This window comes from Megasphaera hutchinsoni, assembly GCF_001553405.1.
In the GTDB taxonomy this organism is placed as follows: Bacteria; Bacillota; Negativicutes; order Veillonellales; family Megasphaeraceae; genus Megasphaera; species Megasphaera hutchinsoni.
In genome coordinates, this window is record NZ_KQ960941.1 from 31,683 (window position 1) to 50,705 (window position 19,023).

The following is a 19,023-nucleotide window of genomic DNA, read 5'->3' on the forward strand; positions in this document are numbered from 1 at the left end:
TTGGATAAACGCATCAGTTGGATGAGGATTATTTTGTTAATGCGTTTAGTTGTCGTTCAGGATAGGCCGTATGTCCCCACAGTCGATAATTTAAGGCAATAGCATTTATGGTTAAACTAATGACCGAGCTAATCCAGTATCCATATGGACCAAAATGAGTATAATGGGCAATGGAATAGCCTAAAGGAATGCTGATTAACCAATAGGTAATAAAGGCTACATAGGTAATAATCGTTACGTCTTTATAGCCTCGTAGCATTCCTTGTAGGGGTGTGCCTGCGGCATCGACAATAGTAAACATCATGGCAAAAAACAGAAAGTGGGAAATAGCTTGCATCGTAATGGGATCGTTAGTGAATAAATGACTGATGGGCATTGTAAAACGATAAGTTAATATGGCAAAGAAAGCAGACATTCCCAACGCGGTTATTTGACATAAACGGGCATATTGGCGTGCTCCGGCATAACGTTTGGCACCTACTTCATAGCCGATTAAGATGGTGGCAGCTAAACTGATACTCCAAGGGAAGGTATAGAGGAAGGTTGAGTAACTTATGGCAGCTTGGTTAGCGGCAATGTAAACGGTGCCAAATTCTGCCATGAGTAAGCCGACAATACTAAATAAACTGGATTCACAAAAAACGGCAATGAAGATAGGTATGCCAATTTTTAATTCTTGTAGGCAGTAATACCATTTAAAGGTAGGAAATAGGTGATGGATGCGATAGGTAGAAAAGGGTGAATACCATTTGAAAAGAGAGAGAAATAGTAAACAAGAAATCCAGGAGGCGATGGTAATGGCATAGCCTGTACCGATTCCACCTAGTGCAGGAATGGGACCGGCACCAAAAATAAGTAGTCTAAATAAAATGAGTGTACAAAGTAAATTAATGAGCAAAATTCCCATGGAAATACGTGTCATACCATGAGCATCTACGATATAGCGTAAAGTGGCTTGAATAAATATAGGAAGAATACCAAATGATAATGCGATGAGATAATGTTTGGCAATATGATATACGGCAGGATCTAAGCCCATAATGTTTAAAAAAGGTGTTAAGCACAGGCTGCCGAAAATAATAATAAAAATAGTAAAAAAAATAGCAATATAAATGCTATGAATGATATATTGCGGAATTTCTTCTGTTTTTTCTGCACCACGTAATTGGGCGATAATGGGAGAAACACCAAAAAATAATCCATTAATACCAGCAAAGATGGGATACCAAATATTGACTGCCACAGCCACACCGGCTAAATCAATGGTACTCGCTTGACCACTGAAAATACTGCTGAATGTATTGGTTCCTACTTGTGCTGCTTGGGTGAGTAACAGTGGTAAAAATAAGGTAATAAAGTATTTATATGAAGAAGAGAGATACATGTATTCGTACTCCTTTTAATTGATAATATAGAAAATAAACCCCGTCGGGGACGGGGTTTATTAACATTCATGTTATTTTGCTATCGCATTTACTTTTGCAGCTAAACGAGATTTTTTACGAGCAGCTGTGTTTTTATGAATAACACCTTTACGAGCAGCACTATCAATAACGCTATTTGCTTTTGTAAACGCTGTTTTGATAGCTGTAACATCACCCGACTCAATTGCTTCTGTCGTACGACGAATGGCTGTATGTACAGAAGATTTTACTTGAGAGTTAGCAGCGTGACGAGCGGCATCTTTTTCCATTGTTTTTATATTGGATTTTATTTGCGGCAATTGGTTCACCTCCCTGCATTATAAGAACACTAAAACAGATTTTATCATAATACAGGCAAAAAATCAATACATCTAAGGTGGAGATGTATTGATTTTTCTTACCATTATGCTTGTCCTTCTGAACCTAATACGTGTTTAATTTTATGTGCGACAATATCATAAATGTTTTGGCGACCGTCTTTTAAATATTCGCGTGGATCAAAATGTTCAGGATGTGCTGTTAGATGTTGTCGCACGCCTGCTGTTAAGCCTAACCGTAAGTCGGAATCGATGTTTATTTTGCATACGGCCATGGTGGCTGATTTACGTAATTGATCTTCTGGGATACCGATGGCATCAGGCATTTTTCCTCCATTGGCATTGATGATTTTTACATATTCGGGTACAACCGAGGAAGCCCCGTGTAAAACGATCGGGAAATTAGGCAAACGATCGGCTATTTGGGCTAAAATGTCAAACCGTAATTCTGGTGGAACCCATACGCCTTCGGCATTGCGTTTGCATTGGGCAGGGGTGAATTTGTAAGCACCATGACTGGTTCCAATGGCAATGGCTAATGAATCAACACCTGTTCGCGATACAAATTCTTCTACTTCTTCCGGGCGAGTGTACATTGCATCCGCAGCAGCTACTTTTACATCGTCTTCAATACCCGCTAGTTTTCCTAATTCGCCTTCAACTACAACGCCGTGTGCGTGTGCATAGTCTACGACTTTTTTAGTTAAGGCGATATTATCTTCAAAGTCATATTTAGAAGCATCAATCATTACGGAAGTAAATCCGCTATCGATACAATCTTTGCAAATTTCAAAATCGGCACCATGATCTAAGTGTAAGGCAACAGGAATATCATGTTCTTCTAATGCCGCTTCAACGAGATGCCGTAAATAGGCTGGTCTCGCATATTTTCTTGCTCCGGCAGAAGCCTGTAAAATAATTGGTGAATGTAAATCAGCCGCAGCATCGGTGACGCCTTGGACGATTTCCATATTGTTAATATTAAAAGCTCCGATTGCATAATGACCTTCATATGCTTTTTTAAACATTTCTGTGGTACCTATTAATGGCATGTGACATTCCTCCTAAGTAAATTGTGACAGGGGTCTAAGTAGATGTTCCCATCGGGCTTGTATTAGTAATGATTGCATATCTGGCGGTAAAGGTGCAGTAATAAATAGGTGCTTGTGGGTGATGGGGTGAATGAGTTCCATTGCACAAGCGTGCAGTGCTTGCCGGGATATTTTGTCTTGCGTGCCTCCATATAGATCATCGCCGATGAGTGGATACCCTAAGGCACTGCAATGAACACGAATTTGATGTGTTCTACCTGTTGCCAGAAATATTTGTAGTAAACTGTACGTTTCATTCATGGCCAATCTTGTCATATAGGATTGTGCTGGTTTACCGTCATTGTCGACATGACGTTTAATAATACTAGCGGGCTCTCGTGCAATGGGCATGTTTATAGTAGCTAAGGAAGCCGGAAAATACCCTGTTACGATAGCCCAATATACTCTTCTGTATAATAATTTTTGTTTATCAAACAGGGATTGTATATGTGGTTCTTTGGCAATGAGACAAAGACCGGAAGTATTTTTGTCCAGGCGATGAACGGGATGATAGCCTCTATATTGATTGGTAGTGTTATAATAATAAGCCACGGCATTTGCTAATGTTCCCTGACGTTGTGCAGATGTGGGATGCATCAGTAATCCTGCCGCTTTATCGATGATAAGTAGATAGTCATCTTCATAGGCAATACGAATGGGGATGTATTCTGGTTCAAAAGCATTGCGTATAGGCAAGGTTATACATATTGTATCCCCTGTATGAACCATATGGTAAGGGGGAACGATAATGCCGTTACAACGACATGTTCCGTTATGTTTTATCCGGCGACGTAGTGTCGACGATATGCCTGACATTTTTAATGCACTGCTTAAGGTTGTCGGTTTTCGTAATGGTCCTACCGTAAAATGAATCATACATCTCATCCTATTTCTTCTGTCTATGTTTATTATACCTAAAGTGTGCTAATAAATCTATATCAAATTAGTGCGATTATAGAGGTGTGTTCATAGCGTATTTTAGCGGAAAAACGAAAGATTGGTAAATTTGTATTGGAAAAAAGGAAATTTTTATATGTAAATAGAATATTATACAATATACGGGAATAGAAAGGTGAGGTCCATGAAAAAGTTTTCTTCTGCATTTTTGGAACAAGTGCGAGAAGCAAATGATATTGTATCGGTTATATCAGAATATGTTTCATTAAAGAAGCAGGGACAAAATTTTTGGGCATGCTGTCCATTTCATCATGAAAAAACGGCATCGTTTAGTGTATCTGCAGAAAAAGGCTTTTTTTACTGTTTTGGTTGTCATGCTGCAGGAGATGTGTTTTCTTTTGTGATGAAGCAAGAAAATTTATCTTTTGTGGAAGCGGTTGAACGATTAGCAGAGCGAGTACATATGCCGTTACCACAAGTAGAGGAAACACCCACCGAAAAAGCTCGAGATGAATTGAAAAAGCAATTATTGGAAATTAATGAGATGGCTAGTAATTTTTTTCATAATTGCTTAATGAAAACTTCTTTGGGAAAGGAGGGGTTAGTATATTTTCATCATCGCGAAGTTACGGATGACACCATTCGTGCATTTAAGTTGGGATATGCACCCGATGGTTGGACCACGTTAACGGATGCTTTTCAAAAACGAGGAATCGCCGGTTCGTTGTTGGTACAATTAGGTTTGGCGAAAGAAAAGAATGGGCGATATTATGATGCTTTTCGCAGACGTGTCATTTTTCCTATTCGTGATGGTCGCGGCCGTATCGTTGGTTTTGGCGGACGTGTTTTGGATGATAGTAAACCGAAATATTTAAACTCACCTGAAACGCCTATTTTTAATAAGCGAAAATTGTTATTTGCTATGGATTTGTCGCATGAAGCGATATATAAAAAAAAGCAGGCGATTTTAGTAGAAGGATATATGGATGTTATTTCATTACATAATCGGGGGATTACGAATGTTGTAGCCTCATTGGGAACGGCTTTTACGGTAGAACAGGCACGGTTATTACAGCGGCAAGCATCAGATTTAGTGTTAGCATATGATATGGATGCGGCGGGGAGAAAGGCAACATTACGGGCCTTGGAAATAGGAAGAGGGCTGCATTTACATATTCGTGTTTTATCGTTGCCGCAGGGAAAAGATCCGGATGAATACATTAAACACTTTGGACCGGAGGCGTTACAAAAGGCTGTACAAGAAGCACCGCATGCTTTAGATTATCTATTACAGACGGCAGTAGGGACTCATGATAGTACGACCTTTGAAGGAAAGTCGGCTATTACGGCGATGTTGCTACCTGTTTTAGCACTTGTTGATAATCGTATTGTATTAGAGTCTTTTTTGTCTAAAATGGCACGTACGTTGCACGTTGATGAAACGGCTGTACGCAGTGAATTTAATCGATATTTAAAACAACATCCTGAAACGGCACAAGTGCCTGTTGTTATTACGCCTAAGTTAGCTTATCAATTGACGGATAAACGGGGGACAGAACCAATGGCGGTGGCGGAAGAAAATATCTTGCGCTTTTTATTGGAACATCCTTCGGAGTGTCAACGGATTATTACACAAATTGAGGATGGTTTATTTCAACAGCCTGTACGGCGTCATATATATCAGATTATTATTAGTGCTTATAATGAAAATCATTCGTATACAGCATCAGATATTCAAATGCGATTAACACCGGAAGAAGCAGAGGAATTAGCACGAATTATGATATTACAAGATGTGCCGCTCGATGAACAAGTAGTATTAGATTATGCTAAGCGTTTTCGTTTAACCGCATTGCAGAATCAATATCTTGAATGGAGTAAGCGTGCTGCTGAGTACAGTCGTACGGGGAATCAAAAGGTTATTGAAGCATTAAAAGAATGTCAACGGCTCAATGAAGAAATAAAGAAAGTGTCTTGTAGAGAGGAAAGGAGCTAATTATTATGGTAAATACTAAAAAGGCCAAGGGAATGAACGAAGTAGAAAAAGAAAATATAACAGTGAAATCGAAAAAAGAGAGTACGAAAAAAGGCACCAAAAAAGTGGTAAAAAGGGGAAAAACTAAGGTAGATGCTACATTAAATGAAAATGATCGGCGTAAAATAGTAATGGAACATATAACTCAGCTCATTCAGTTGGGGCAAAAGCAGGGGTGCTTGACCTATACAGAGATTATGAATGTTATGGAAGAAGATGATTTGAATCCGGAACAAATCGATAAAATGTATGAAGTATTTGCCGATAAGGGAATCGATATTGTGGGGGAAGATACGAATAATTCAGAACATGATGCACTAGATGAGGAAGCGGAAAATACAGAACAAGTACCAGATATACGCAATGTTGATTTAAGTGTTCCTGATGGCATTAATATTGATGATCCGGTGCGGATGTATTTAAAAGAAATTGGACGAGTACCATTATTATCAGCAGAAGAAGAAATTACGTTAGCAAAGGCTATTGAAAAGGGAAATATGGAAGATGCGACGGAAGCGGATATTAAAAATGGGATTACGGCAAAGAAAAAATTAACAGATGCTAATTTACGGTTAGTTGTTAGTATTGCGAAACGATATGTTGGTCGGGGAATGTTGTTTTTAGATTTGATTCAAGAAGGAAATTTAGGTTTATTAAAAGCAGTAGATAAATTTGATTATAGTAAAGGGTATAAATTTAGTACATATGCTACGTGGTGGATTCGGCAGGCAATCACTCGTGCGATTGCCGATCAGGCTAGAACGATTCGGATACCCGTACATATGGTGGAAACGATTAATAAATTAGTTCGTATTTCGCGTCAGCTTATCCAAGAAAAGGGAAGAGATGCTTTGCCTGAAGAAATTGCTGAACGCATGGAGATTCCCGTAGAAAGAGTAAGGGAAATCATGAAGATTTCGCAAGAACCGGTTTCTTTAGAAACGCCGATTGGAGAAGAAGAAGATTCGCATTTAGGTGATTTTATTGAAGACCAAGATGCGGTAGCACCCGATGAAGCTGCAGCATTTATTTTATTAAAAGAGCAAATTGAAGAGGTATTCTCCTGTCTTACTGAACGGGAACGAAAGGTGTTATATCTTCGCTTTGGTTTAAAAGATGGGCGACAGCGTACATTAGAAGAGGTTGGTCAATATTTCAATGTTACGAGAGAACGAATTAGACAGATTGAAGGTAAAGCTTTAGGAAAATTAAGAAATTGGGGAAAAAGAGAAAAAATTAAAGATTTTCTTTAAGACTTGACGATGTAGGTGTAATCATGTACAATAACTGGGTAAGGTTTTCCTTATCCTATGGGCCTATAGCTCAGTGGTAGAGCCACCGGCTCATAACCGGTTGGTCCCTGGTTCAAATCCAGGTGGGCCCACCAAAAAAAAAGACTGTCTATGACAGTCTTTTTTTATTTTATTTTTAAAAGGAATGTTTTCCTAGAACCGGGTGAATGCAAGGCTTTAATGTTAGATGTTCAATTAAATAAGCTGCTTGTTCGAGGGAAATATCATCTTTCTTTTTGTCGTGTTCAAAAATGCAAATAGGAGAGGTTGAACCTACTTCGCCTCCAGGTAAATAAACATATTCATTTGTTTCGGCATCACCAAAAATAATGCCAGATAAGAGGTGACTTTTAGCAATCTGACTCATAAGGAACTCCTTTTTCATTTATTTTTATCTCTAAGAGTTTGCATTCGCGATAATCAGCAGAAACTAAGTGTAGTAAGGTTTCATCATATTTTCGAGGAAATATAGAATGGGGAGTTAGACCATGGAGATGACCGAAAATACAAAGGGGAACATGATATTTTTTTAGTAATTCTGTAAATCCGCTAGGATGAAATAAATCGTGCACAGGGGGGTAATGAAGCAATAAAATGGTGCATAGGCAATTTAATGTAACCGCCTCTTGTAAGGTTCGTTCTACGCGTAATAATTCTCGGCGATACGGCTTTGCATCTTTTTCTGGATGAAAGTGTTTATCGTTAGGACAAAGCCAACCATGGGTGCCACAAATGGCAAAACGACCATCGTGTGTGACTATGGTAGTACCGTATAAGTATTGCATTCTATTTCCTGCATCTAAGCGATTTAATTTTCCCGCACTTTCCCACCAGTAATCATGATTACCTCTAATTATAATTTTATGACCTGGTAAAGCACGAATTTCATCTAAATCTTCTTGTGCTTCTTGTAATCGCATTGCCCAAGAGGTATCTCCCGCTATTAACACGGTATCCTTTTCTGTTACGCGATTTTTCCAATCTTCTTGAATACGAAGCCAATGGTTTTTCCAGCGAGAACCAAATATTTCCATTGGTTTTTTTGGAGGATGTCCAGATAAATGTAAATCTCCAATGGCAAATAAACGCATATTTTATCCTTTCTATGTAAGAATTGCTTGTTTTAATTTATCAATAAAAGGAGTTGTTTCTTCCTCTGTTGCAATTTGCGGAACCATGTATCCTACAAACAGAGGATTAGTTAAGAAACGTGGGACTATTTTAACATATAAATTAGTATCACCGGGAAAATCATAATAAAAAACATTGTAGCTATGACTGATTTGCGTTAAAATATAATGTGCTGTTTTTTGCATATACAACACAGGATAATTTAGGGCATAATGATTTTTTATAATAAAATTAATTTCATAAAACCCGATAATGGGTCGAATGGAAAGATTTATTTCTAATGATTCCTCATGTAGCAGTGGTGTACCGATAAAATGATAATGCTTGATATCTTCGTGATAATCATAGTTTTTTAAGCCGATGATTTGACTATGAGGGTGATGAATTGAGCCGCCAGACATACGTCCATAGTTGCGATATAATAATACGGAGGCAAATTTATTCATTGCTTTTACTTGATCCCATTTCTCTAAACAAAAAGATATCAAGTTTACTGCATAAGCAAGCGAATAAGAAGAAAAATCGTCATTACATTTGTCACTTTCGATGACTAAGGTTTGCCACGTGTCTTTTAAAACAGGATAGGCATTTTCCAACCAAATCATGGTATCACGTTTTTCTAATATGTTTTTTAAATTGGTGGCATCACAAAAAGGACAATAAGTGGATGCTTTACGAACTGTATTTGGTTTCGTTTTCCCAATATCCATATTATATTTCAATAAATGTTCCAGGGGATTCCGCTCCATAGTAGGTACTCCTTATATGTGTATATAGTTTATTGTAGCATTGAATGTAGTTTTTTTAAATGGATTAAATAAAAATAATTATTGAGCTAACGATAAGGCAGGAGAATAGAGTATGGTATGTCAAGCAAATATATATCAAACGCAATGGGCATCGTTATTGTTCGAGTGGTTTAATCTACATAGACGAGAATTGCCGTGGCGTGAGAGTGCACGAGACCCTTATAAGGTATGGGTATCGGAAATTATGTTGCAACAAACGAAGGTGGAAACGGTTAAACCTTATTATGAAAATTGGATTGATACGTTTCCTACATTAGAAACCTTAGCGGCAGCATCGGAAGAGGATGTGTTGCGACAATGGCAAGGATTAGGGTATTATTCGCGAGCTCGTAATTTACATCAGGCTGTTAAAGAAGTAGTTCGGCAATATGACGGAAAAGTACCCGATACCAAACAAGAAATTATGTCCTTAAAAGGCATTGGTGAATATACGGCAGGTGCTATTTTAAGTCTTGCCTATGGCAAGGATGAAGTTGCTGTCGATGGCAATGTTTTAAGGATATTTGCACGATTATATGATATTAAGGATAATGTGTTACAGGTAGCGGTAAAACAAAAGGTTTTACAATTAGCACAAGTGCAAATACCAATGGGGCAGGCAGGAAAATTCAATGAAGCTTTAATGGATTTTGGATCACTTGTTTGCATTCCTAAACATCCGACTTGTCCGGTCTGTCCATTGCGAAGGTTATGTTTGGCTCATCAAAGGGGTTGTGAAAAGGACGTTCCTTATCGAGGTGAGAAACGAAAAGTGCCAATTGAATATTGGACTGTTGGGGTGATTAAACAAGGCGATTGTGTGTTGGTGCATCAACGTCCTGACAAGGGATTGTTAGCATCTATGTGGGAATTTCCGATGGGAGCGGGGCGTGGAAAAAAGGGTAAAGGAGCGTTAACACAATTATTAAATCAAATAGGTGTGACGGTTGATACAACTTGGGAGCTTTTAGAGAAACGAAAACATGTTTTTTCACATAAAATTTGGCAACTAGGTATTTATTTGATACCGTGTGTACACGGTAATACCAATTTAAGAAAGGAGTGGCAGTGGTTACCGATACAAGCGTATCAAACGGTTCCATGGGCAGGACCACATGGTAAAATCACGGCATTATTATAATGAAAGGACTTTTTTTACTGGTGTTTTTATGGATTCTATCAATAGCGATGGTAGGAACATATATTTTATTATCTTATATTGATATACGTAAATATCAGTGCTGGTTGGTCTTAGGTGTGGGGATTTTAGGTGAATTGATATTCTTAGGGTATGCCTTTTCTTTTTCTACGCTGTCAATGGCCTTCATAAGACAAGGGCAGTGGTTAGGTACACTTGGGATAGCAATCGTTTTGGGATTGGCTTTGGCGTTTCCTCTATTAGCACTTTGGTATGGTTTTTCATATTGGAATAAACATAGGCATAGGACTGGTGAGGGTGTGAAAGGAGAACTTATACAGTCAAAGGAATGTTCGCGTAAAGCTTTCTTAGGGGGCGTAGCATTAGGTATTCCTGTTTTGACGAGTGCTGCTTCGTTGGGCATCATGCAAGGAGAAAGTCATTTTCTGGCACTAACGTATCATCGCATTTGTACATCTAAGGTACCACTTTATTTACAGGGATATCGTATTGGACAAATTTCCGATCCTCATATGGGTTATTTTTTTAGTCCTCGCCAGTTGGATGAAGCGATACAATTGCTTTTTGTAAAAGGAATTCAAAGGTTAGCGATTACGGGTGATCTGATTGATGAATTATCTCTTTTGCCCGCATGTGAAGTGGTGTTGAAAAAATGGACTAAAAAAATTCCGCACGGAATTGATTTTTGTTATGGTAATCACGAATATTATAGAGATGTAATGAAGATTACGGCTATGCTACGACGGGCTGGTGTGCGTATTGTAAAAAATGAAGCATATTGTGCGATAGAGGATAGAGAAACGCCTTTTTATGTTAGCGGTGTAGATTTTAGTTTTGCGAAAGGAAAAAATTTTCAGCTAGAGCGAGAGCGGTTTATAAAAAAAGCGATGCAGCATGTACCTGATAATGCTTTTGTGCTGTTATTAGCACATCATTCTGCGTTTATTAAAGAAGCATTTGCCTGGCATGTACCATTAACCTTGTGTGGGCATACGCACGGGGGACAAATTAATTTTTTATATCCGTGGGTACAAGGACATATATTTACGTATGTGCGAGGCATGTATCGTGATGTCGATTGTTATGGGTATGTTAATCGCGGCACTGGTGATTGGTTACCTGTGCGTATTGGCTGTTCAAGAGAAGTGAGTGTATTTGAGTTACAAGGTATTCGTTAATTTCTGGGGTACATGATGAGAAAATGAGGAAGATAGGGAATAAATCCAGGTAGAGATAAAGAAATCAAAAAAAATGATATTAGGGGTATTCACTTAGGGATTTAATTCTTTGAAATTTATCGGCGTAATCGGAAGTGTTTCTGGTTACGCCGATTCTGATTTATGGAGTGGAATATCGACTACACCAATGTAACTCCACTGTATTCATATGGTTTGTTTCTTGGTTCTTGTTCCTGCTACCTTTTCCGGTTTTTCAACATAAATCTTGTCTATAAAAGTGCGAATGATCTCTGCATCGAGTTCCTGTATATCGGTGTACTGTCGTACTAATTTCAGGAAAGAATCTATATTAAGGCTTTCCTCTTGTGCTTTAGTAACAAAGGCTTCAAGTTCTGCAATCTTGTCCGTTAGTTCATGATGTTGCCGTAAGTGTCAGAGCCTCGGTATTCATCCAACTTAGGACGGAATAAAGCAGACTTGCGAAACAGACTGTCTATTTGCTCCCTGTCATCACTACAGTAAAAGGCAAGAATAGAAGTAAGAGCAGTAGCTGCTTCGCTATGAGAAGGATAAGGAGACTTCTTATTTCATTATTTAGAACTTTGCTTATCAATTAGTATCGTTGATATATTCACAGAAACGTGATATGCTATATGCAATTAAAAGGCAGGAGGAGACTATGGCTGTTAGTTATAAAAAACTCTTACATAAGATGATTGAAGACGACATTTCAAATCAGGACTTAATGAAAATGAGCAATATTTCCGCCAACATTATTACGAAACTGCGTACAGGGCAATATATATCCCTAGAGAAAGTTGAAAGTATCTGCAGAGCTTTACACTGTACGCCCAATGATATTTTGGAATTTACAGCGGAGGATGGGAAGTAATGGCAAAGAAGAAAACTGCTGAAAAGACATTAAATATAGATACTATTTTGTTTAATTGCCGAGATATCTTGCGTGCGGCACGAAATTCCGGTTCATTTTTTGAAAAAAGAGATATGATGCTCACCTTGGTATTTCTGCGATTCATTGGCGAGAAATACGAAGATGGTATTGAGGCACTTCGTAAAACACTCATTGATCAAGGGTTTGATCCTGATGATGAGAACATTCGGGCCGCTTTCTTTGAAGATGCTACTTTTGCAGACGGAACATATAATCTTCCTGTAGAAGCAAGATGGTCAACCATCATCAACACACCGGCTCCCAAACTCAATGTTGCACTTGACACTGCATTAAGCAGACTTGAAGAGGAAGATCCTCAGCTTAAAGGTTGCTTTATAAAAGGTACATTTACCACCCGTAATTTAGCGGCTAATGACATCAAGAAACTTGTTGATGAAGTTAAAATAAGCCACAAGGCTTTTGGCGAAGAAAAAGATTTAATCGGCTATGTGTATGAATACTTTCTTAAGGAATTTGCCGTCAATGCGACAAAAGAAGAAGGAGAATTTTATACTCCTCACGATGTAGTTAAGCTTATTGCAGCTATGATTGAACCGTTTGAAGGTACACTTTACGACCCCGCCTGCGGGTCTCGTGTCATAATAATGACAGAGGCAAATAGTTCAGTAAAATCAAAGGTTTTGAAGCTTCTACCAAAGTTAAAAACTGAAGAAACTGATGGTTTATGTGTTGCTTAGAGCCACTATCGACTAAAATAATGGTTGTAAGCAGCACATAAACCAAAGAGAAAAAGAGGTAGTGTATGCGATGGATATTAAAAATTATCTTATTTCTGATTAGTCTTGTTTTATCAATTCTGACTGCTTTTCTAACATTCTTACTTGGCATAGGAACAGCATTACTGTATATCGTTATGGTGTTCTGCATATTTGGGGCGTTAGCATCTTTCATTCAAGGAGAAGTCGGAATAGGTATATCGGGCTTGGTCATCGGTTTTCTATTTAGTCCTTATGGGCTTCCGATGATAGGAGCAACTGTGATAGCATTTATTGAATTGATAAATGAGAAGATTAAAGCGGTGTAGACAAATTGGAACTTATCGAGTTCTGTGTGTAAAGAAAATAACAATTTTGCTACCTACACTTCTAATTAACCCCACTATTTCTCTGCAACATTTTTTTATATGATATATCTATTGCAAATGCACCAAGTGGAGCAGTAAGTACTATAGCAAGTACTGCCACTGTAAGCACTGCATCACCACATGCAAATCCAAGAGCAAGCGGTACTCCTCCTATGGCGGCCTGCACAGTTGCTTTGGGTGTATATGCCATCATAATAAATAATCTTTCTTTTCCCTTGATGTTCGTACCTAACAGACATATAAATACACCTAACATTCTAAACATCAATGCACCTATTATCACTATAAGCGCTTTTACTCCAACCTTTCCAAGATATCCAATATTGACTGTTGCACCAACCAATACAAATAAGAATATTTCCGCAGCAACCCATAATTTCCCATATTTTACAGAAAGCCTTTTGGCAACAACTTCTCTTTTCTTTTGTAATCCTACTCCAATAAACATAATTGCTATTAGGGCAGAAAATGTGATTGCTGTAGTTAATTTGTCTTCAAGTACCACAAGCAGTAATGAAATGCTAAGAATAATAAGCACTTTTGAAGTATCTCTGATATGTATCTTCTTAAAGAAATATGCCAGCAGAAATCCAATCAACAATCCTATTACAATTCCCAAGAATATTGAAACAGGAATATTAACAAAACTGATTAACGAGACCCCGTCTCCTTGCATCATTCCAATAAAAGTAGAAAACAAAACAATTACATAGACATCATCAACTGACGCACCAGCAAGAATTAGTTGTGGGATTCCTTCTTTTACTCCGTACCCCTCATCCATTAGTCTAACCATTCTTGGAACTACAACTGCTGGAGAAACCGCAGCAAGAACAGCTCCCATAATAGCTGCTTCCAAGACTGATAGTCCCATAAACTTTGGTGCAAGCAGAATCATTCCTACCAGTTCAAAAGATGCAGGAACAAAACACATTAAAACAGCAGGCCTTCCAAGTTTTTTAAGACCTGAAATATCTAAACCCAAACCTGCTCTTGTAAGAATAATAATAAGTGCAATTTTTCGAATCTCTGCCGATATTCCAAGAATGCTACTGTCCAATAAATGAAGCACATATGGTCCCAGAATAATACCAACAGCCAGCATTCCGAGCAAACTTGGCAGTTTGATTTTCTGACATATCCAGCCCATAGACATACCAACGATAAGAATTAATGAAATACTTAACAACATAAAAATCCTCCTTTAAACGCAGAAAAAGCTGACACTATCTGCATTAATTTAATCGCAGAAGTCATCAGCTTTAATAGGCGTTTTAAGTAAATATATTACTTAGGGAGAACTTCATTCCCTTTATTTATCATTAAGTATAACACATCGTCACATATTTAGCAAGAAAAATAGGAGTTTTCTAGAGTGACAAATTCCAGTTTGTCGAGTTGAATAAAACTGAATATTAAAGATACAAGGCGATAGAAAATAAAAAATCTATCGTCTTTTCTTGTGCAAAAAATTAAAAAGAGAGGAGGTGTGAGAAGTGGAATTTGATTATTTTTATAATCGGGACGGAGACCGTTTCAGCTACTATATGTTACCGAAAATCATAGTAACTGATGAAAGGTTTAAAAACTTATCTTCGGACGCAAAAATTTTATATTCTTGCCTTTTAGAGCGAACAAGTCTGTCTTTCAGAAATAAATGGCTTTATGAAGAAAACAGAGTATATATCATCTTCACCGTGGAAGAGATTATGGAGACTTTAGGAAGCTCCAATAAGACGGCAGTCAAAATCCTTAATGAGCTTGATAGCACATCGGGAGGTATTGGACTTATCGAAAGAAAGAAACGAGGTCTTGGAAAGCCCAATATCATCTATGTTAAAGATTTTATGAGCGTATTTCGCTCCGAGTGTAAAAATTACACTTCAGAAGTGAAAAATTTACACTCCAGAAGTGTAGAAACTACATCTCAAGAAATGAAGAATGTACGATGTAAAAATGCCCGCTACGAAGTTAGAGTTACTTGTCAAAATGCTCCGTAAGCAAATAAAAGAATATGGCAAGGTCAATCAGTTAGCATCGAAGACTTTCCAAGAGATGCTTGAGGCGACTATTGCTGAATACCATGAAAGACGTAAGCACCTTACTGCTGAGGAAGCCGGGGCAACACAGGAAGCCGCCTCTGAAGATATTATTAAGGCAGCAACTGAACAAGCTTTAGTAATACTTCGTAAGATGAACGAAAATCGTGAAAGCTTTCGTAAAATAGGATTAACCTTTGAAGAAAAGGCATTCTATGATATTTTGATTGCTCTTCGTGACAAGTATAAGTTTGAATATGGCACTGACAAAGAAGTTGACGGTGTTGTTCTAAATGATAAATGTAAGATGCTTGCTAAAAAAGTTAAGGAAATCATCGATACCAAGTCTTCCTTTGCGGACTGGCTGAATAATCTGAATGTGCGTAATCAGTTAAAACTTGATATCAAGATTTGTTTGGTTAAGAATGGTTATCCGCCACAGTACAGTCCTGAAGTATTTAACAAAGTGATGGAACAAGTAGAAAACTTTGAAGAACATGCCGGTGAATAATAATTATTTTGTGCGATCGGGATCTTTGCTTTTCTTCCCCAGCTCATATGCTTCCTCAAGCATGGTTTGGAGTGACCAGACTGAAATATCGAGAAAGTCTTCGGAGTCGTCCTTTCGTCTCTCAAGGCACTTCTCACCTTAACAGTGTAGTTGTGTTTCTTAGCAATAGTTAGTAGTTCGTCTTTCATGGCAATCGCTCCTTTAAGTTTGCTACTACATATATTGCTCAGAATTTGGAACATAGCAAGTCTTATTCAAAGAACTTTTCGACAAAAATGTCTGAAAGTAAGATTGATCGAAAGGCATCATGGTAATGATTAAAAACAAGAAAAGCCTACTTCGTGCAATGTACACTAGGTAGGCTTTCTTGGGTTCTCGCTTAAAGGCTTTCAGTCGTTTTTTAATCCCTTATTGTACACCCCTTTCGGAGGTGTTCTTTTTGATGAATAGACTTAGAGGGGCGTAGTGTTTTATGAAAAAAATATTTTTAGAAAATAGGTAGGGGATTACTATAAGGCCTATGGAAATAGACCACATAAGCCGAGTATAAGACCACATAAGCCGGAGAAGCCTAAGAGAAGAATGACATTATGATAGCGATGTGCAAACAGAGCGGTTAGTACTAATAAGATAATGTTTCCGATATGAGGAACGGATAGCGGTGAGGGGGGCGTTTCTTGTTGCCAAAGAGTGGCACATAGAAAGGAACAAAAAGCGGTGGCAATTAAGGCAATTACAGCTGGTCTTAATCCATTTAAAATACCATTTATAGCAGCAAGATGATGATATTTTTGTAAGAGACGAGCTAAGGTAATGCCTAAGATAAAGGAAGGTGTAACAAAGCCAATTGTTGCGGCAATAGCACCGCCCATTCCTGCGACATGGGTGCCAATAAAGGTAGCTGCGTTGATGCCAATCGGGCCTGGTGTCATTTGGGAAATGGCAAAAACATCTAAAAATTGGCTTGTGCTTAACCATCCATATTGTTCAACTACTACTTGTTTTAATAAAGGCAGGGAAGCGTATCCGCCGCCGACACAAAAAAGTCCGATACGGCAAAATTCCCAGTATAAGATAAAATAAATCATAAGGAACTCCTAATTGTATTTGGTATCTTGTAAGACGAGAAAACCGATGATCCCATCAATGAATAGTAGCAACATAAGCGGTAGTAGATGAAATATGCCGGCCATAAATGTGGCGATAAGAATGCCGAGTGGCAATAAGTATCGTTTTTTCCATTGCTTATATAGTAACGCTAGTGCTACTTTTCCAATTAAAATGGTTGCACCACATTGCATCCCTTTTAGGATCATTTCTATATATATATTATTGATAATTGAATGATAGCAATAAAAGACGATTGTCAAGGTGATTAAACAGGGTAACACCGTAGCTAGTAGTGCGATGATGGCTCCACGTATGCGAGCCATGCGATAGCCTAATAAAATAGCTGCATTGGCAGCAATAACACCGGGGATGGATTGTGCAATAGCAACCATGTCTAGGGCTTCTTCTTCTTGTATCCATTTAAATTCGTCAACAAACTTTGCTTTCAATAGCGGGAGGATGACAAAACCACCGCCGACAGTTATAGCACTGATAATAAACGTAGATTTAAATAGCAACCAATAAAAATGTTTATTCCTTTTTGTTGTAGCGGACATGATATCACCTCGTTAAGAATGGTATCGATAGATGGGGAAATCATTTTTTATTTACATTATATACGAATTTCGCTAAAAAAATAATATGGTAATATACATGTGATGGGATCTTATGTATGGATATCGACAAATGAATTTTTTTTGTGTATGATGAACCCAGAAAGGAGGTCATACATATATGATACGAACCATATTATTAGCAATGGTAATTATTGCTTGGGGTCAAGTCATTTTACATGATCGTCCCGGTACGGTGATAGTCGCGGTTTTTTTTACTATTCTCTGGCTGGCTACATCTCTTTGGATATATAAAAGACAACGTAAATGATATATACGGAATGAAAAAATAGGGTGTAATAAAATTGCTATGTCCTTAACTATAAGATTTAGTGGACATAGCATAAAATAGTTTATTTTTGGTTATAAAATCAAACCTACGGGGCAATGATCACTGCCCATGATATCGGTATAAATGTGAGCTTCTTTTAAGCAAGAATTCAGATCATCCGAAGTGATAAAATAGTCAATTCTCCACCCTGCATTGTTTTTGCGGGCGTTAAAACGGTAACTCCACCAGGAATAGACATTTGCTGTATCAGGATAAAAATATCGCCATGTATCGGTAAAGCCGCTATTTAATAAGTTTGTCATTTTTTCTCGCTCTTCATCAGAAAAACCTGCATTTTTACGATTGTTTTTGGGATTTTTTAAATCAATTTCTTCGTGGGCCACGTTTAAATCACCACAGAAAATAACGCTTTTTTGCTCTTTTAATTGGGAAAGATAATGGCGACAATCATCTTCCCATTGCATTCGATAAGGTAAGCGGGCCAATTCATTTTGACTGTTAGGGGTATAACAGGTAACAACATAGCGATCGGGATATTCTAATGTGATTAGCCGTCCTTCGTGGTCGTGGGCGTCGATACCCATGCCATAGGTTACTTGTAAGGGTTCGTGTTTGGTGAAAATAGCCGTGCCACTATATCCTTTTCGATCGGCATAATTCCAATATTGATGATAACCGGGCAAAGTTAAGTCTATTTGTCCGGCTTGTAACTTTGTTTCTTGAAGACAAAAAAAGTCTGCATCTAAGGTCTGAAAGATATCTATAAATCCTTTTTTCATGATAGCCCGTAAGCCATTGACGTTCCAAGAAATATATTTCATGAGAAACTCCTTTCTATTATTGACATAGATAATACGTTTATTGTATAGAATAAAAGAACCCTTGTCAAAAATAGAATGTAAGTATTAATATGGGGCAGGGAATTTAGTTGTTCTCGATATGATATTCAAAGCAATATATGGTATAATGTAACGGATAAGAAGTGGATAGACCATTTGTTAGGGATTTTAGAAATAGGTGTGTTTTTAGAGGCCGCGTAAAGGCGTTATTAGAAACGATATGAATCGTACTAAAAAAAGAAAGTAGGC

The 19,023-nt window shown here is 37.8% G+C and carries 22 protein-coding genes, 1 tRNA gene, 2 pseudogenes and 1 riboswitch; of the genes and pseudogenes, 11 read left to right on the forward strand and 14 right to left on the reverse strand.

Annotation, left to right across the window (positions count from 1 at the left end; genetic code table 11):
* Positions 1-28: 28 nt before the first annotated feature.
* The 4 genes from HMPREF3182_RS03280 to HMPREF3182_RS03295 form a co-directional block, all read right to left on the reverse strand.
* Positions 29-1,384 (reverse strand): MATE family efflux transporter, encoded by a 1,356-nt coding sequence (locus HMPREF3182_RS03280; protein WP_007392473.1) that lies wholly within the window; start codon positions 1,382-1,384, stop codon positions 29-31.
* 72 nt (positions 1,385-1,456) lie between these two features.
* On the reverse strand, positions 1,457-1,723 hold the full coding sequence (rpsT, locus tag HMPREF3182_RS03285; RefSeq protein WP_007392478.1) for a 30S ribosomal protein S20: 267 nt from the start codon (positions 1,721-1,723) through the stop codon (positions 1,457-1,459).
* 104 nt (positions 1,724-1,827) lie between these two features.
* Complete coding sequence (gene fba / locus HMPREF3182_RS03290) at positions 1,828-2,793, reverse strand: class II fructose-1,6-bisphosphate aldolase (RefSeq protein ID WP_007392477.1); 966 nt, start codon at positions 2,791-2,793, stop codon at positions 1,828-1,830.
* Positions 2,794-2,805: 12 nt separating this feature from the next.
* Entirely contained in the window at positions 2,806-3,708 is a 903-nt protein-coding gene (locus tag HMPREF3182_RS03295) for an RluA family pseudouridine synthase (protein WP_062485443.1), read from the reverse strand.
* A gap of 205 nt (positions 3,709-3,913) precedes the next feature.
* On the opposite strand from HMPREF3182_RS03295, the gene dnaG reads away from it, so the two are divergent.
* The 3 genes from dnaG (at position 3,914) to HMPREF3182_RS03310 (ending at position 7,151) form a co-directional block, all read left to right on the forward strand.
* A complete protein-coding gene (dnaG, locus tag HMPREF3182_RS03300) occupies positions 3,914-5,725 on the forward strand; it encodes a DNA primase (RefSeq protein ID WP_062485445.1) in 1,812 nt (603 codons plus the stop codon).
* A 5-nt stretch (positions 5,726-5,730) separates the two neighbouring features.
* Entirely contained in the window at positions 5,731-7,017 is a 1,287-nt protein-coding gene (gene rpoD / locus HMPREF3182_RS03305; RefSeq protein ID WP_407942946.1) for an RNA polymerase sigma factor RpoD, read from the forward strand.
* Positions 7,018-7,076: 59 nt separating this feature from the next.
* Positions 7,077-7,151, forward strand: a tRNA-Ile gene (locus HMPREF3182_RS03310).
* A 41-nt stretch (positions 7,152-7,192) separates the two neighbouring features.
* Here HMPREF3182_RS03310 and HMPREF3182_RS03315 read toward each other — a convergent pair.
* The 3 genes from HMPREF3182_RS03315 to HMPREF3182_RS03325 are packed head-to-tail and all read right to left on the reverse strand — an operon-like array spanning position 7,193 to position 8,936.
* Positions 7,193-7,423 carry a hypothetical protein gene (locus tag HMPREF3182_RS03315; RefSeq protein WP_007392476.1) on the reverse strand — a complete coding sequence of 77 codons (231 nt, stop codon included), beginning with the start codon at positions 7,421-7,423 and terminating at the stop codon, positions 7,193-7,195.
* A complete protein-coding gene (locus HMPREF3182_RS03320; protein ID WP_062485447.1) occupies positions 7,407-8,147 on the reverse strand; it encodes a metallophosphoesterase in 741 nt (246 codons plus the stop codon). The genes HMPREF3182_RS03315 and HMPREF3182_RS03320 overlap by 17 nt, the downstream gene beginning before the upstream one ends.
* A gap of 12 nt (positions 8,148-8,159) precedes the next feature.
* Positions 8,160-8,936 carry a DUF4931 domain-containing protein gene (locus HMPREF3182_RS03325; RefSeq protein WP_062485449.1) on the reverse strand — a complete coding sequence of 259 codons (777 nt, stop codon included), beginning with the start codon at positions 8,934-8,936 and terminating at the stop codon, positions 8,160-8,162.
* A 112-nt stretch (positions 8,937-9,048) separates the two neighbouring features.
* Between HMPREF3182_RS03325 and mutY the strand changes: the two genes are divergently transcribed.
* Complete coding sequence (mutY, locus tag HMPREF3182_RS03330; RefSeq protein ID WP_007392484.1) at positions 9,049-10,116, forward strand: A/G-specific adenine glycosylase; 1,068 nt, start codon at positions 9,049-9,051, stop codon at positions 10,114-10,116.
* A 47-nt stretch (positions 10,117-10,163) separates the two neighbouring features.
* Positions 10,164-11,312, forward strand: a complete 1,149-nt coding sequence (locus HMPREF3182_RS03335) for a metallophosphoesterase (RefSeq protein ID WP_235808636.1) — start codon at positions 10,164-10,166, stop codon at positions 11,310-11,312.
* A gap of 204 nt (positions 11,313-11,516) precedes the next feature.
* On the opposite strand, the gene HMPREF3182_RS07410 is transcribed toward HMPREF3182_RS03335, so the two are convergent.
* Positions 11,517-11,711 carry a DUF4368 domain-containing protein gene (locus HMPREF3182_RS07410; RefSeq protein ID WP_082718198.1) on the reverse strand — a complete coding sequence of 65 codons (195 nt, stop codon included), beginning with the start codon at positions 11,709-11,711 and terminating at the stop codon, positions 11,517-11,519.
* Between the two features lie 8 nt (positions 11,712-11,719).
* A pseudogene (locus tag HMPREF3182_RS07835) lies at positions 11,720-11,863 on the reverse strand (phage NrS-1 polymerase family protein); the annotation flags it as partial.
* Positions 11,864-11,991: 128 nt separating this feature from the next.
* On the opposite strand from HMPREF3182_RS07835, the gene HMPREF3182_RS03340 reads away from it, so the two are divergent.
* The 3 genes from HMPREF3182_RS03340 to HMPREF3182_RS03350 all read left to right on the forward strand — a co-directional run bounded on the left by HMPREF3182_RS03340 (position 11,992) and on the right by HMPREF3182_RS03350 (position 13,309).
* Entirely contained in the window at positions 11,992-12,204 is a 213-nt protein-coding gene (locus tag HMPREF3182_RS03340) for a helix-turn-helix domain-containing protein (protein WP_062485452.1), read from the forward strand.
* Complete coding sequence (locus HMPREF3182_RS03345; RefSeq protein ID WP_235808637.1) at positions 12,204-12,962, forward strand: N-6 DNA methylase; 759 nt, start codon at positions 12,204-12,206, stop codon at positions 12,960-12,962. Before HMPREF3182_RS03340 ends, HMPREF3182_RS03345 begins: the two co-directional genes overlap by 1 nt.
* Positions 12,963-13,027: 65 nt before the next feature.
* On the forward strand, positions 13,028-13,309 hold the full coding sequence (locus HMPREF3182_RS03350) for a CD1845 family protein (RefSeq protein WP_062485453.1): 282 nt from the start codon (positions 13,028-13,030) through the stop codon (positions 13,307-13,309).
* A gap of 61 nt (positions 13,310-13,370) precedes the next feature.
* Here HMPREF3182_RS03350 and HMPREF3182_RS03355 read toward each other — a convergent pair whose 3' ends face one another.
* The gene (locus tag HMPREF3182_RS03355; RefSeq protein ID WP_062485456.1) at positions 13,371-14,561 is read right to left on the reverse strand and encodes a cation:proton antiporter; all 1,191 of its coding nucleotides are present in this window, start codon (positions 14,559-14,561) and stop codon (positions 13,371-13,373) included.
* Between the two features lie 48 nt (positions 14,562-14,609).
* Positions 14,610-14,689: riboswitch (Fluoride riboswitch) on the reverse strand.
* Between the two features lie 176 nt (positions 14,690-14,865).
* Here HMPREF3182_RS03355 and HMPREF3182_RS07750 point away from each other — a divergent pair.
* Complete coding sequence (locus tag HMPREF3182_RS07750; RefSeq protein ID WP_235808638.1) at positions 14,866-15,369, forward strand: replication initiator protein A; 504 nt, start codon at positions 14,866-14,868, stop codon at positions 15,367-15,369.
* Complete coding sequence (locus tag HMPREF3182_RS03365; RefSeq protein WP_082718192.1) at positions 15,311-15,919, forward strand: type I restriction enzyme endonuclease domain-containing protein; 609 nt, start codon at positions 15,311-15,313, stop codon at positions 15,917-15,919. The genes HMPREF3182_RS07750 and HMPREF3182_RS03365 overlap by 59 nt, the downstream gene beginning before the upstream one ends.
* Before the next feature lie 3 nt (positions 15,920-15,922).
* Here the strand turns inward: HMPREF3182_RS03365 and HMPREF3182_RS07840 are convergent.
* The 3 genes and pseudogenes from HMPREF3182_RS07840 to HMPREF3182_RS03375 all read right to left on the reverse strand — a co-directional run.
* Positions 15,923-16,033: pseudogene (locus HMPREF3182_RS07840) on the reverse strand (DUF6900 domain-containing protein); the annotation flags it as partial.
* Positions 16,034-16,437: 404 nt separating this feature from the next.
* Positions 16,438-17,007, reverse strand: a complete 570-nt coding sequence (locus HMPREF3182_RS03370; RefSeq protein ID WP_007392482.1) for a chromate transporter — start codon at positions 17,005-17,007, stop codon at positions 16,438-16,440.
* Positions 17,008-17,016: 9 nt separating this feature from the next.
* On the reverse strand, positions 17,017-17,586 hold the full coding sequence (locus HMPREF3182_RS03375) for a chromate transporter (protein WP_062485460.1): 570 nt from the start codon (positions 17,584-17,586) through the stop codon (positions 17,017-17,019).
* A 178-nt stretch (positions 17,587-17,764) separates the two neighbouring features.
* On the opposite strand from HMPREF3182_RS03375, the gene HMPREF3182_RS07545 reads away from it, so the two are divergent.
* Positions 17,765-17,914, forward strand: coding sequence for a hypothetical protein (locus HMPREF3182_RS07545; RefSeq protein WP_156439307.1), 150 nt, complete (start codon positions 17,765-17,767; stop codon positions 17,912-17,914).
* 92 nt (positions 17,915-18,006) lie between these two features.
* Here the strand turns inward: HMPREF3182_RS07545 and HMPREF3182_RS03380 are convergent, their stop codons facing one another.
* Positions 18,007-18,756, reverse strand: coding sequence for an exodeoxyribonuclease III (locus HMPREF3182_RS03380; protein ID WP_007392474.1), 750 nt, complete (start codon positions 18,754-18,756; stop codon positions 18,007-18,009).
* Positions 18,757-19,023: the final 267 nt, after the last annotated feature.